Source organism: Actinomadura sp. HBU206391 (assembly GCF_014323665.1).
Classification (GTDB): Bacteria; Actinomycetota; Actinomycetes; order Streptosporangiales; family Streptosporangiaceae; genus Actinomadura_C.
The window spans coordinates 1-13,568 of record NZ_JABVEB010000153.1 but is presented as its reverse complement, the minus strand read 5'-3'; the positions used below and the strand labels follow the sequence as shown (position 1 = coordinate 13,568).

Genomic DNA, 13,568 nt, shown 5'->3' with positions numbered 1-13,568 from the left:
CATGCTGGGTCAGCTATCCGGAGATGGCACGGCTGGTGGGAGCCAGGCCGGTCTTCGCCGAGACCCGGCTGTCGGCCCCGCCCGGAGCGGGGTCGGAATCGGCCACCGGGGGATTCCAGATCACCGGGCGGGCGTTGCGGGCCGTCCTCACCGACCGGACCAAGGCCGTCCTGATCAATACCCCGGGCAACCCGACCGGTCATGCCCTCGACGCCGCAGAGGCCCGTGAGATCGCGGACTTCGCCGTCGAGCACAACCTGATCATCATCACCGACGAGATATACGAGATGATCCGCTACCGTCGCCCGCACCTCAGCATGGCAGCGCAGCCCGGCTGCGCCGAGCGGACGCTGACCGTGAACGGCCTGTCCAAGGCGCACGCCATGACCGGCTGGCGGCTCGGGTACCTGGCCGGCCCGACCGGACTGGTCGGCGAACTGGTCAAGGCACAGCAGCACACTGCCGGCTGTGCCGGGTCGTTCGTGCAGGCCGGCGGGGTGGCGGCGCTCACCGGGTCGGATGACCATGTCGCCGCCATGACGGCGGAGTACGCGGCGCGGGCCGCGCTCCTGGTGGACGGGCTGGACGCGCTGCCCGGCATGCGGTGCGCACACCCGGACGGAGCGTTCTATGCCTTCCCCGACATCTCAGGGACCGGCTTCGCCTCCTCGGCCGACTTCGCGGCCTGGCTGCTCCGGGCGGCGGGGGTCGCGGTCACGCCGGGGTCGGCGTTCGGGCCCGGCGGGGAGGGACATGTACGGCTGTCCTTCGCCACCTCACCGCAGATCCTGAAGGAGGCGCTGGACCGGATGGCCGCCGCACTCCGCACCCGTACGGGCCGTTACTGACCCTTGGCCACCGGTTCGGGGCCGGCCTCCGCCGGCGACCCGGGCCTGCTCTTCGGCTTCAGCGTGGCCAGCAATACGCCCGCACCGCCGACGACCAGACCGGTGACCACCAGCGCGCTCAGGTGCTGACCGATCAGCACCCAGGCCAGCATGGCGGTGACCCCGGGAGTCAGGAAGAACAGCGCGCTGACCTTGCTCGCCGCCGACCTTCGCAGCATCAGGTTGAGCAGCACGAAGGTCCCGATCGAGTTCACCAGCACGATCCAGGCTATCGACGCTCCGAACGAACTCCACGAGTGCACCCTCGGCTGCTCCAGTGCCAGCGTGAGCACCCCGATCGGCGCCACGCTCACCAAGAACTGCACGGCGGTACCAGAGCGCAGGTCCATGTTCGGGCAGAACCGCTTCTGGTAGACGGTACCGACGCTGAGGCCGAGCAGCCCGAGAATGCACAGCAGCAGCCCGCCGACGGAGAAGTTCACCCGGCCCGCCACCGCCAGCGCCACTCCGAGGCCACCGAGCGCGAAGCCGAGCCACTGCAGCGAGCCGAGCCGCTCGTCCAACACCACGGTCGCCAGCAGTGCCACCACGATCGGGTTGAGGCCTTGCATCAGCGCCACCACGGCCGCCGGAAGCCCGGTGTTCAACGCAACGTAGAACGCGCCGAACTGCACCGCCTGGATCAGCAGCCCGGTGACCATGATGTGCCCGAGCAGTCGGCCACGCGGCCACGGTGCCCGCGTCGCCAGGGCCACCAGGGCCAGCACCACCCCGGCAATGGAGAACCTGGCGAACACCAGCAGCAGCGGCGGTCCGGCGTCCACCCCGATCACCCCGGCGATGAACGCGCTGCTCCACATCAGCACGAACACCGACGGCATCGCCGAAATCCACCAGGAGCCCGCCGCGCTTCCAGCACCCGAGTCGGCCTGGGCGACGACCTTGGGCCGCTGCCGCTGCGTCATGTCTCCTCCGGAAGGTTCAGCAATGCGTTACGGACCGTCCCTTGTGGGGGCGTCCCGGTGCAGCTCTTCGCCTGCGAGGGGTGATGCAGGCGAGACACGTCCATGTAGAGAATTACGGATGCGGCCGAGAATGTAAAAGATCAAGCTATGACCGGACCTGGCCGCCGCGGGGTCTGGCGGAACGAGCCGGAATCTCGTCATCCAGCCCGTAACCGTCCGCCTGAAGAGCGAACAGCCGGGCGTACTCGCCATCCGCCGCGATCAGTTCGGCGTGCGTTCCCTGCTCCACGATGCGCCCGCCGGCGAGGACCACGATGAGGTCCACCTGACGGACGGTGCTGAGCCGATGGGAGATCAGCAGGCTGGTCCGCCCGGCACGGTGCCGTCGTAGATCCGCATGGAGCTCGTGCTCGGCCTCGGCGTCGAGCCCGGCGCTCGGCTCGTCGAGGATGACCAGGTCCCGGTCCTCCCGCAGGTAGGCCCGGGCGAGTGCCACCCGTTGCCACTGGCCGCCGGACAGCAGGACGCCTACCGCCGGATCATCTTCACCGTGGTCGAGGAAAGTGCGGCTCAGCATCGTGTCGTACCCGCGCGGGAGATTCGCGAGCGTGGCATCGATCCCGGCCAGTTCGGCGGCCCTGCGTATCCGTCCCTGCTTCGATCTCTGATCCGGTCCCTGATGCCGTCCCTGACCTGGTTCCTGATCGGTCAGCGCCGATATGTCACCGACGGCGATGTTCTCTGCGGCAGTGAAGTCGTAGGCGACGCAGTCCTGGAACACTGCGGCCATCCGTTCTCGCAGGCTGCCGGGATCGATCTCACGTATGTCCTTCTCATCCCACAGGACCGCTCCCCGCTGCGGGTCGTAGAACCGGCAGAGCAGTTTGACCAGCGTCGACTTACCGGAACCGTTGAGGCCGACCAACGCCACCGTGGCACCGTGCGGCAGCAGGAGATCGACTCCACGCAGGACCCACGGGTGGGCGTCGTCATAGCGGAACCACACGTCGCGCAGCTCGATGCCGTGCCGCAGAGGTGGGGCGGCCGACGGCGCGACCGGCAGGGGAAGGTCCGGCTCCGCGCTCACCACCTCGCGGTAGTGGCCGAAGAGCAGCAGTGCCTCGTAGATCCCGCCCAGGTGCCCGACGACCTGTGCAAGTCCCGTCTGCACACCGGCCACCGCGGCGATGAACACCGCCACGTCGCCGATCGAAAGGTGTCCCCCCGCGGTTCCGGTCACCACCCAGATCAGCCCCGCGCCCGCCGTCATCGCGCTGAGCGCGCTGAGCCACGTCTGCGCCTTGAGCTCGAGTACGTCGACCGCACGCTCGCTTTCGTTGGCGGCCCGTATATCGGTCGTCAGCCGGTTCCGGAGGAACTCGCCGAGTCCGAAGAGACGGACCTCCTTGGCCGTGTCCAGACTCGTGAGCATCCGCGTGTAAAAGATCTGTCGCCTGCCGAGAGGGCTGATCCGCCATGCGGTACCCGCCCGGAGCCGGCTCAGGATCAGTTCCGCGACTACCCCCGGCGCCGCGGAGATCAGCACCACCGCGGTCATGACCGGGTTCAGCACCGTGAGCGTGACGATGAATCCCGCGACCGTGATGACCGCCCGCAGCATCGAGAGCCCAGGCAGGATGATCTGAATGGCCGCCGTCTGTCCCGCCTGCTCGGCCAACCTCAGCCGATCGTGAAAGTGCGGATTCTCGAAGCGCGCCAGCCCGGTGAATCGGCTCACCGCGGCGAACAGTTCGGCACGGGCGAGCAGGTCGATCCGCCGGCGCAGTTGCACGTCGACATAGCGGTTGAGATGCGGCAGGGTCGCGGTCAGCAGCCCGGTGAAGGCCAGCCCGCCCGCGAGCGCGGACACGAATGTCGCGTCTCGTTCCTGGCCGCTCAGTTCATCGAGGATCAGCTTCGTGAACCACGCGGCCACGACGGGCCAGAGTCCCGACAGGACGGCGAGCACCGCCGAGGTGAGCACGTACCCCGGCCCGGCGCGCCACACCAGCGTCCACGCGGCACCCGTCCGTCGCCACAGCCCGCCGGCCGCCGAACCGGCCTCTCCGACGGAGTGGAGTCGCTCAGCCCGGTTCCGCGCCTGACCGATCACGCGCGGACCGACCGGTTCAATCCACCGATCGAGATGGAACCGCCCTGCACGACTCCGTCCGAGACGAGGTAGAAGACGGGGAACACCTGCGCGGAGAACGCCCGCCCGACCGGGCCGTCCCAGGGTTCGCGGATCACTCCCGCGACCGACCGCAGCTCATCGACCAGGTGCTGTGCCTGCGGGCCGTCATCGCCGATGACCACGACCGCGGCGGCGGATCGATCGATGCGCTGCGCGTGGATGAAGCGCACCAGCTCCGGCGACTCCTCCAGACATACCGAGCAGTCCGTGGACAGAAATGCGACGAGCTCATGCCCGCTCGTCTCACTATCGATCACTTCACCGTCGACCGATCGGACCTCGAAGGTGGGGAGCCGTGACCCCGCCGGCAGCAGCGACCGGCTCGGATCGCCACCGCCCCGCAGGTCCGCGAGCTGTTCCGTGTGCTCCCTCAGCCGGCGGATCACCGCCATCGTGAGCAAGAGGTCGACGGCGCACATCAACCCGACCAAGACCATGCCGGCGACTAGGAAGGGCACTCCGGACTCCTTGTCAGATCCGTGACGACCTCGAGGTCGGTGCGAACAGCGACGCGAGGTCGTCGGTGAACAGAACCCCGATGATGACCACCAGCGCACCGGTGACGGCGATCACCGCCCCGCCGGGGTGCAGAGCCACGTCGGCCGCGTCGGCATGGGCGATCGAACCGGCCACGGCGATCGCGAGAAGCACCGTGTTGCGCAGCACATGCGCACGGCTCACCGGCATGGCGGACCGCCCGAAGCAGTGGCAGGAGACCGGCACCCCCCGGCGCAGCACCGACCAGAGCGCGACGCTGAACGCGAGGAGCGTGCCGGCCGCCATGCCCAGACCCCAGCCGGCCGTGGCCGCCGGGACGACCAGGATCGCGACGGTGAACTCGACGGCGAGCACCACCAGACCGAGCCGCGCGAACCTCACGCCCGGCACGACCGCGGACACGGCCGAGTGGAATCCATCTCGTGATGAGCGGTCGCGCAGCTTGCCCACCGCGGCGATCAGAAAGACCGAGCCGATGACGCATCGGCCGGCCAGGGCCACGTACTCCATCTCATCCCTGTCGCATGGCCACCGAGGTCAGCAGCAGTCGTAACAGGTGATCTGGCATGGACCACCGTCGCATGACCGGTACCTCGCGGAGCGGTCACGCCACCGGTAGCAGTAGTACTCGCAGCTGCCGCCTCTGCCGATGTACGCGCCCGGGCAGATGTCGGCCGACGCGCTCGCACTCGGCAGAACGAGCCCGAGCATCCGGTCACCCAGTGCGTTCAGTCTTCCGATCATGTGTCTCCCATCGGATCGCCGGCCCCGCCCGGTCGGGCGAGGCGCCTGCGGCGGTGCCCCGCGGAACGGTCCATGGCGCACCGCCTCGCGTAGCGTCACAAGCGCCTCTACCGTGTCGCTACCGCCCGCCTACCGCGTCACTACCGTGGTCACCGAGACGTGGTGAGGCGCCGTACGACGACGCCGAGCAGGTTCTCGGCGGCCAGGTACCCCCAGGCCCGAGAGTCGTAGCTGTTGGGTGCGTCTCCGAGGACCACGAAGAGGCCGGCCGGCACCGGTGTCCCGGGCGCCTGGCCACAGGCCTTCGCGACGGATTCCGGAAGGGGATCGTCGGGCGTCGCCACGATCCGCTTGATGCTCCACTCCCCCCGCGTCGGGGGGTCATGTGGTGGCGACGCCTCGCGACCGGGCCCGGGCGGCTTTCGCAGAATCACGACGTCGTTTCGCCGCGGCGTTCTCGTGGAGCCCCGGCGCACCAGCACCCGGTCGCCTTCGACGAGGGTCGGATGCATGCTGCGCCCCTTCACCGTGACGATGAGGTAAGAGCGCCGCATCATGGTGATGGCGACGGCCGTGCTCACGCCGATGCCCGCCAGGGCACCGGCCCACCAGTTCAACGTGCCACCATGAACGCCAGCTGAACCGCCGGCGCCCCGGACAGAACGGCCTGTTCGACGTCTCTCAGTTCCGAGCTCGGCTCGATGCCGAGCTCTTCGCGCAGCACCCTGCGGGTGTCGTGGTAGACCCGCAGCGCCTCCGCCCGCCGACCGCAGTTGCACAGAGCGACCATGTGCAGCATGCGCAGTCGCTCACGCAAGGGATGCGCGGTGATCAACTGTTCCAGCTCTGGCGCGACCTTCCCCTCTCTGCCGAGCTGCAACTCGGTGCGGATACAGTCCTCCAGCGCCGCAAGCCGTTGCTCCTCCAGATGGATCGCGTCGGCGGCGAGTCCGGGTACGCCGTCGAGCGCCTGCCCGAACCAGTGAGAGAGCGCGGCGCGGAAATGGGTGGCGGCCTCGGACATGCGACGGCGGGTGGCGGCGGACGAGGCCAGTCGAACCTCGTGCTTGAACACCTCGGCGTCTATCTCACCCGGCTCGGCGCGCAGCATGTATCCCGAATAGGCCGTGACGATCCGCTCATTCTCGTCCGCCGGATCGATCAATAGCCGGCGAAGCTCCGATACCACCTTTTGTATCTGCACTTGTGCGGTCGGTGGCGGCCGATCGCCCCACACCACATCGACCAGCCGATCAATGGACACGACCCGATTGGCACCCATCGCCAATGCGGCGTAAACCGCACGCTGCCGGTGCCCGCGAAACCATACCCGTCCGCATCGCCACCGTACCTCTGGCGGCCCGAGCAGGAGGAACTTTATGGACTCCTCGTGAGAGTTCGCGCGTACGCCCTCAACGGCAACCAGTGGGATCACCTCGACAATAGCCGTCACCGTAAAGATTGTCGGTATAGCGAGCATCTCATTATAGGGAGTTTTAAACAATACACCCCATCCGCTGGTTACACACATATCTCGTGATATAGAGTTATGGGTCGGTCAACCTCCAATCGACGATGCAGACCATGCGCGCGATTGAACGCGTCTCGAGCCCTAACAGCACGCCGAATCGCCTTGGAGGCGTCATTATGCCGAAGATCGCCGCGTCACCAGTCCCGGCCGGCGATATGGCCGGGGGCGTGGTCACGAACTCATGGACGCCGGGTGTGCCGGTACACCGGATCGGCTCTGTGCCTTGCCTGAGGCGCCGTCCTTCCTGGCGTTGCTTCACCGGGGCCTACCAAACCGAACCGCTCACCTCGCCGTGAGGGCCGGTCCCACCGCACCCCCATGTGCGGGCACGACCTCCGACCCGCGTCGGATGACGACGCCTGTCTGGTCGCGGACACGTCTGAAGGCTCAGTGTGCGTTGTGGCTCGTGGCCCAGGAGGCGATCTGCGCTCGTGAGGTGAAGCCCAGCTTTTCCAGGATGTGTTCGACGTGGCCTTCGGCGGTGCGTTGCGCGATGACCAGAGTGGCCGCGATGTCCTTGTTGGTCAGACCTTGGGCGACGAGTTCGGCGACCTGGTGTTCCCTGGGGGTGAGTGCCGTAGGGGTACGAGGCGCCTGCTCGGGTCGCGCGGAGACGGCGGTCTTCTCGTTCAGTGCGTAGGTGATGGCCTGGTCGAGGGTCAGGTCGGCGCCCTGCTCCAAGGCCGTGGTGAACGCCTCGTCACCGAGCATCCCACGTAGTCGACGTTCGCAGGGGGCGTGGAAATCCGCGAAGGGGGGAATGTCCGGCATCGAGCTTCCCAGCGATCGCCAGATCGTATGGGCTGCGCCGAGGAGCCGGGCCGACCGCTGATGCCGGCCGTCCGCTGCCGCGAGCCAGGCCAGCGATTCGATGCACTGAGCGGTGTTCCACAGGTCGTGGATGGATCGCTGGAGCCGCAGGCTCTCCTCGATGAGTGCAGCGGCTTGCGGCAGCTCGCCACGCCGGTACCGTTCGAAACCGAGCGCCCAAAGCGCGACAGGCCGGTACAGATCCGTACCGTGAAGCTCACATATTGTGAGGCACTCTTCGCCGAATGCGGCGGCGCGGTCGAGGTCCCCGGATGCCGCGGCCGCCAAAGACAAGAGGTAAAGGGTCACCTCTGCCCCCCACCCGCCGGGCGGTTCGCTGATCGCGCGGTAGCGATTCAATGCGTCTTCTTGCAGGGCGATCGCGCGGGAGTAATCTCCTTGGAGCAGCGCCGCCATGCCGAACAACTCCGTGGCATGCGCCTCGGCGGACGCGTCACCGAGCCGGTTCGCCAGGGCCGTGCATTCCCGCAGTAGCGCCAGGCCCCCGGCCAGGTCGCTCTGATGGAGGGCGAACCGACCGGCGACCCACATCGCCTTGGCCCGTTCGGCCGTCGGCGCCTGATCCTGCTCCAGCGCCAGGGTGAGCCAGCGGCGGCCCTCGCCCAAGATTCCGTAGAAGATCCAGTAAGGCCAGTTCGCGGTGACGATCCGCAGTACCGCCGGCACCCCGTTGGGCTCGGTCAGGCAAAAGTCCAAGGCGGCCCGCACGTTGGCATGTTCCAGATGTAGGAGCTCATAGTGCCGCAGCTGGTGCGGGCCGCATGATGCCTCTTCTGAGCGCATGACCATCTGCTGGTAGTGATCGCGATGCCGCCGGCGCAGCAGCTCCTCTTCACCGGACTCGGCCAGCAGCGTCCGGCCGTACTGGCGGATCGTCTCCAGCAGCCGGTATCGCACGCCACCACCGTGATCCTCCCGGACCACGATTGATTTATCGATCAAGCCGGCCACGAGGTCGTAGATGTCCTCGGGCGGGATCGCATCGCTGCTGCATACGTCCTCCGCGGCCTGCAGATCGAACCCTCCGGCGAAAATCGACAGCCGGCCCCACAGCGTCCGCTCGCCAGGCGAACAGAGGTCGTGGCTCCAATCGATCGCCGCCCGCAAGGTCTGCTGGCGTCGGGAAGCCGTGCGATCACCACCCGTCAGGAGCCGGAAGCGATCGTCGAGACGTTTGAGGATCTGCTCTGGCGACAACGATCGCAGCCGTACCGCCGCCAGTTCGATCGCCAGCGGAATCCCGTCCAGCCGCTGACAGAGCCGCATCACCGCCCGCCGGGCACCGTCGGTGACGACAAGCTCCGGCACGGCCTCCGCTGACCGTTCCATGAACAGCCGCGTCGCCTCGAACTCATCGAGGTTGTACGACGGCATCGGCTGGTCGGGCGCTGGAACGGACAGTGGCGCCACCTCGAAAACGATCTCTCCCCCGATGCCGAGCGGCTGCCGGCTGGTCGCCAGAATCCGCACCCCGTCCGCCGTCCCCAGCAACCTGCCCGCCAGCAACGCGCACGCATCCAGCAGGTGCTCACAGTTGTCCAAGACGATGAGCAACCGCTTGTCGGCGACGAAGTCCGCCAGGCAGTCCAACGCCGACCGCGCCGACCGGTCGGCGAGCCCCAACGTCGATGCGACCGTCTGGGGCAGCAGTTCCTCGTCCTGCAACGGGGCCAGCTCCACGAGCCAAACCCCGTCCTCGAACGTCCGTCGCGCGTCGCGGGCGACTCGCAGTGCCAGCCGTGTCTTACCGACCCCGCCCACCCCGGTGAACGTCAACAATCGCGTACGCCCCAGCAGGCGCCGCGCCTCCGACAACTCTCGCCGGCGGCCCACGAAGCTCGTCACCTCAACAGGCAGATTCCCCCGGAGCTGACGCGACACGGATACAGGCATCTCCCCCTCACACTACGCCTGACCTGCAGAGAGCCACGCTTCCTCATGAAGATCCACTACCCGTACGACGCGATCTTGAACGCGGGCGATAGGTACCTGTTCGGGTACTTCCCACGCGCCGCCTGGGCTCGTACTCGGCAAGGCTGCTCACCGGTAGGACTTCACCGCGCTCACCGAGGATCGAGGTACGAGCAATGTCTCCGCACCAGCCCAAGTGGCCGCCCGCGGTCGCCCCCGACCGGGTCGGGGCCCATCTCACGGCGCTCGGCTCGCAGCAGGGATGGATCAAGCCACCCGGCCAGGACAAGGACGCACATCTGGCCCGCACCATCGGCACCACGCTGGACCGGCTGGAGGAGGCCAAGGGGCAGCTGGAGAGGGTGGTCGATCAGCAGCGGCGGTTCGTTCGCGACGCCTCACACGAACTGCGCACCCCCATCGCCGGGCTGCGGCTGCGGATCGAGGAGGCCCAGCTGCATCCGGCGGAGACCGACCTGGACCACCTGCTCGAACAGGCACTGAACGACATCGACCGGCTGCAGGAGATCATCACCGGCCTGCTCATGCTGGCCCGCCCGGACACCGGCACCGGCGTACCCGAGGCACGGCGGACACTGGACCTGGCCGAACTGGTACGCGCCCAACTCTCCGCACGCCCCGACCAGCACACCATGCAGCCACGCCTCCAGCCAGGCGTCATGGTGAACGCCGTCCCCAACCAGGTCATCAACCTCCTGACCCACCTGCTCGACAACGCCCAACGCCACGCCAGAGAAACCGTACGCATCCGGGTGAGCCGAAGCGGCGACGATGCCGAGTTGACCGTCACCGATGACGGAGACGGAATCACCGAGGCCGACCACGAACGCATCTTCCAACCCTTCACCCGACTCGACCACGCCCGCAGCCGCGACCACGGGGGCGCCGGCCTCGGCCTGGCCATCGCCCGCCACATCGCCACCACCCACCACGGCACCCTCACCATCGACAACCCACCCACCGGCGGAGCACGGTTCACCCTCCGACTCCCCCGGCGCGACGCACGTTGAACCCGCCTGCCGGTGCCGGTGCCGGTCTGGTCGTCCTGGTGTCGGCACCGCGGCGCCGAGGCGAGGAGGAACGGTGAGGCCACCGTCTCGCCGCGCCATTCTGCGCTGGGCGGTCGGCTTGGTGACGTCGGTCCCGGTGGCGGGCTTCGGGGGCTGGCTGTACGCGGAGGCGGGAGCAGGCGGAAGGCCCCTTTCGCTCACGGAAGGGGCCTTCTTGAACCGCTGAGTCATGCCGTCTTCATTCTCTGCGCGAACGCTTCGGCGTCAACCCCGCGGCATGAGCACGGAGTCGATGATGTAGACGGTGCCGTTGGCGGTCGGCAGGTTGCCGCAGAGCATGTTGGCGTTCCCCACCCTGTACGAGTCTCCTGAGCGGGTCGTACGGATCGTGCCGCCCTGAAGCGTGTTGAAGGTGCCGGAGGACAGCGCCTCAGGTGTCAGCCGCTGGCCGACGATGTGGTAGTTCAGAATATCCGAGAGGGTCTTCTTATCCGCGAGGATCTTGTCTAGCTGTGCTTTCGGGATCTTGGCGAATGCGTCATTGGTCGGCGCGAAGATCGTGATGTCCTTCACCGTGTTGAGTTTGTCCGCCAGGCCGGCTTCCTTGATCGCACTGGCCAGGGTGGACAACGCTGGGTTGTTGGAGGCGGCGGTGACGAGGGGTTCGGTCGCCATGCTGGAGAAGCTCCCACTTCTCGGTATGGACGAGCAGGCCGGTCCGATCGGGTCGGCGGCAGCCGATGCTCCGGGCACGGCATTCGTCGCCGCCGCATCGGCGGATCCGGAGAAGGCGGCGGTGCCCAGGGCCAGGCATGCGACGACTGGTAGGACAACAGGTCTTCTCATAATTCCTCCCGTGTGATGTGGGTCCCGTGACGGTGACCGGTATCACGTGCCACGCCCCGTGACCCTGCCGGTGCGAGGGAGAAGCCTCGGTCTTGCGCCCACGCATTCCCGACAATTGGGGATCTGCCCGCTTTGACCTGCCCGGATGCGTGGGAGCCGTCGATACAGATGGGGTTTTTGGCCAACGGTGCGCTTCGCGTGGCCGGGCTTTGCCTGGTGTGCCCTGTCCTTGGCGAACCGGTTCACCCTCGAGGTGCGTGGAGGGACCCGGAGGGATGCCGACGGGCGTGTCCCAGGAACCGCTCGGCGGCACTCGCTCGACTCCCGAGCGCCGGCAGCCTTCGTCCGGACCGGACAACCAGTGCGGTGACCACGGCCGACTCGGCCACCGCGGCCGCCGGCCCCGCTGCCATGTGGCGCTCACCGCCTATCCCACCCGCCTATCCCCACCCGTGTCCAGATCGGCACCATTAATGACGCATCGAGCCGCGATTCAGGCCCTTCACGTACGGAAGGCACCGATAGATGAAAGAATTGAATGACCGCGGCAAGTAACAACAGCCAGACCGCGCGAATTCTAATAGTCATCAAACGGCGAAGCCGACCGCCGATGACGAGCGAATTCTTTCCCATCCGGCGTGAGGATCCAAGGAACCCGCCCTGAGCGACTCGGCTGAAGACCAGAAACGGTCATGGGGCTATGCGGCTTGGTCCCAGGGGATCTCCGGAGTGCGGTAGAAGTCCACGCCCATGGCCGTCCAGCGTGGGCCCTGGGCGGCGAGGCGCGTCCTATATTCGTCCCATGACCGGCCCTGTCGTGGCGACCAGCCGATCTCTGCTATCCCGGGGAGCCGCGGGAAGGCCATGTACTCGACCTCGTCGATGTCGGTGAGGGTCTCGCTCCAGATCGGCGCCTCGACACCGCGGATGTCGCCTTCGGCCACGCCGGTGAACAGCGTGGCGGGATCCCACTGGTAGGACTTCTGGACATTGACGTACCCAGCCCAGCTCAGGCCGTACGGCGTGTCCTTGTCGTACTTCATGTCCAGGTAGGCATGGTTGGCCGGCGAGGTGACGAGCCTGACCCCTTTCTGCACGGCGGCGGTCGCCAACGGATCGTTCTCCGGTGTGGTCCCGTCGGCGATGCTCCAGTTCTGGGCCAGGGTGGCGGGGCTCGGCTGCACGTTCGCCTGCGCGATCTCGTTCCAGCCGATCATCTGCTTACCGTGCGCCTTTACGATGGGCTGCACGCGGTCGATGAACGAGACGTAGTCGGTGAGCGGAGTGTTGTGCGCCTCGTCACCGCCTATGTGGATGTACGGGCCGGGCGTCAGCCTCGCCAGCTCCCCGATCACGTCGTCGACGAACCTGTAGGTGATGTCCTTGTCCACGCACAGCGAGCTGAAGCCGACCTCGGTGCCGGTGTAGAGCGGCGGTGCCTTCCCGTCACAGTTCAATTCCGCGTACGAGGCGAGCGCGGCGTTCGTATGCCCCGGCATGTCGATCTCCGGAACAACGGTGATGAAACGCTTCGCGGCGTAGGCGATGATCTGCTTGTACTGCTCCTGGGTGTAGTACCCGCCCGGGCCGCCACCGACCTCGGTGCTGCCGCCGTACGTCGCGAGCCTCGGCCAGCCGTTGATGGCGATGCGCCAGCCCTGGTCGTCGCTGAGATGCAGATGCAGAACGTTGATCTTGTACATCGAGATCTCGTCGATGTACCGCATCGTCTCCCCGACCGTGAAGAAATGCCGGGACACGTCGAGCATCGCGCCACGCCAGCCGAACCGAGGCTGGTCGGCGATCCGCACAGAGGGAACCGTCCACGGGCCGGGCCGGACGCTACTGCTCTCGACCTTGTAAGGCAGGAGCTGCCGTAGCGTCTGGACGCCGTAGAACAGACCCGCCGCGGTCGGAGCCTGAATCCGTACGCCGCGGTGCGTCACATCGAGCCGGTAACCCTCGGCGCCGAAGCCTGGAAGCGCGGCCAGGCGCAGGGAGATCGCATGTGGCGAGCCGGCCGGTCCCGACACGACCGGTAGCCGATACCCGGTCGAGGGACGGACCATCCCGGCCAGGGATGCCGCCACGCCGTCGACCTCGCGGGAGCGCGATGCGACCACGATCTTGGTGTCCCGGGTCAGGCTGAACGGTTCACCGGGAACCGTC

Annotated in this window: 12 protein-coding genes; 2 read left to right on the top strand and 10 right to left on the bottom strand. The window is 67.4% G+C overall.

The window, feature by feature from the left end; translation table 11 throughout:
• The coding region (locus HKK72_RS28260) for an aminotransferase class I/II-fold pyridoxal phosphate-dependent enzyme (RefSeq protein WP_187237480.1) at positions 1–848 on the top strand (848 nt) is incomplete at its 5' end.
• Here the strand turns inward: HKK72_RS28260 and HKK72_RS28255 are convergent.
• From HKK72_RS28255 to HKK72_RS28220, 8 genes are all read right to left on the bottom strand, one after another.
• On the bottom strand, positions 842–1,813 hold the full coding sequence (locus tag HKK72_RS28255; RefSeq protein ID WP_187237479.1) for a DMT family transporter: 972 nt from the start codon (positions 1,811–1,813) through the stop codon (positions 842–844). The genes HKK72_RS28260 and HKK72_RS28255 overlap by 7 nt on opposite strands.
• A gap of 145 nt (positions 1,814–1,958) precedes the next feature.
• Positions 1,959–3,926, bottom strand: a complete 1,968-nt coding sequence (locus tag HKK72_RS28250) for an ABC transporter ATP-binding protein (RefSeq protein WP_315987479.1) — start codon at positions 3,924–3,926, stop codon at positions 1,959–1,961.
• Positions 3,923–4,465, bottom strand: a complete 543-nt coding sequence (locus HKK72_RS28245; protein WP_187237478.1) for a TlpA family protein disulfide reductase — start codon at positions 4,463–4,465, stop codon at positions 3,923–3,925. Before HKK72_RS28245 ends, HKK72_RS28250 begins: the two co-directional genes overlap by 4 nt.
• A gap of 13 nt (positions 4,466–4,478) precedes the next feature.
• On the bottom strand, positions 4,479–5,015 hold the full coding sequence (locus tag HKK72_RS28240; RefSeq protein WP_187237477.1) for a MauE/DoxX family redox-associated membrane protein: 537 nt from the start codon (positions 5,013–5,015) through the stop codon (positions 4,479–4,481).
• 27 nt (positions 5,016–5,042) lie between these two features.
• Positions 5,043–5,249, bottom strand: coding sequence for a hypothetical protein (locus HKK72_RS28235; protein ID WP_187237476.1), 207 nt, complete (start codon positions 5,247–5,249; stop codon positions 5,043–5,045).
• Between the two features lie 149 nt (positions 5,250–5,398).
• Positions 5,399–5,866, bottom strand: a complete 468-nt coding sequence (locus tag HKK72_RS28230) for a S26 family signal peptidase (RefSeq protein ID WP_187237475.1) — start codon at positions 5,864–5,866, stop codon at positions 5,399–5,401.
• Positions 5,863–6,780, bottom strand: coding sequence for an AfsR/SARP family transcriptional regulator (locus HKK72_RS28225; protein WP_187237474.1), 918 nt, complete (start codon positions 6,778–6,780; stop codon positions 5,863–5,865). Before HKK72_RS28225 ends, HKK72_RS28230 begins: the two co-directional genes overlap by 4 nt.
• A gap of 387 nt (positions 6,781–7,167) precedes the next feature.
• Positions 7,168–9,456: an ATP-binding protein gene (locus HKK72_RS28220; protein WP_315987478.1), complete on the bottom strand. Its 2,289-nt coding sequence runs from the start codon at positions 9,454–9,456 to the stop codon at positions 7,168–7,170.
• Positions 9,457–9,698: 242 nt separating this feature from the next.
• On the opposite strand from HKK72_RS28220, the gene HKK72_RS28215 reads away from it, so the two are divergent.
• Positions 9,699–10,553 (top strand): ATP-binding protein, encoded by an 855-nt coding sequence (locus tag HKK72_RS28215; RefSeq protein WP_187237472.1) that lies wholly within the window; start codon positions 9,699–9,701, stop codon positions 10,551–10,553.
• A 264-nt stretch (positions 10,554–10,817) separates the two neighbouring features.
• Here the strand turns inward: HKK72_RS28215 and HKK72_RS28210 are convergent, their stop codons facing one another.
• Positions 10,818–11,228 carry a fasciclin domain-containing protein gene (locus HKK72_RS28210; RefSeq protein WP_261987275.1) on the bottom strand — a complete coding sequence of 137 codons (411 nt, stop codon included), beginning with the start codon at positions 11,226–11,228 and terminating at the stop codon, positions 10,818–10,820.
• 869 nt (positions 11,229–12,097) lie between these two features.
• Positions 12,098–13,568 (bottom strand): beta-N-acetylhexosaminidase (locus HKK72_RS28205; RefSeq protein WP_187237470.1); only part of this gene is annotated, 1,471 nt, incomplete at its 5' end.

Excerpts from the sequence above, each read along its gene's own strand:
- HKK72_RS28255 (WP_187237479.1), bottom strand. The coding sequence starts at position 1,813 with ATGACGCAGCGGCAGCGGCCCAAGGTCGTCGCCCAGGCCGACTCGGGT.
- HKK72_RS28240 (WP_187237477.1), bottom strand. The coding sequence starts at position 5,015 with ATGGAGTACGTGGCCCTGGCCGGCCGATGCGTCATCGGCTCGGTCTTT.
- HKK72_RS28235 (WP_187237476.1), bottom strand. The coding sequence starts at position 5,249 with ATGATCGGAAGACTGAACGCACTGGGTGACCGGATGCTCGGGCTCGTT.
- HKK72_RS28225 (WP_187237474.1), bottom strand. The coding sequence starts at position 6,780 with ATGTGTGTAACCAGCGGATGGGGTGTATTGTTTAAAACTCCCTATAAT.
- HKK72_RS28215 (WP_187237472.1), top strand. The coding sequence starts at position 9,699 with ATGTCTCCGCACCAGCCCAAGTGGCCGCCCGCGGTCGCCCCCGACCGG.
- HKK72_RS28210 (WP_261987275.1), bottom strand. The coding sequence starts at position 11,228 with ATGGCGACCGAACCCCTCGTCACCGCCGCCTCCAACAACCCAGCGTTG.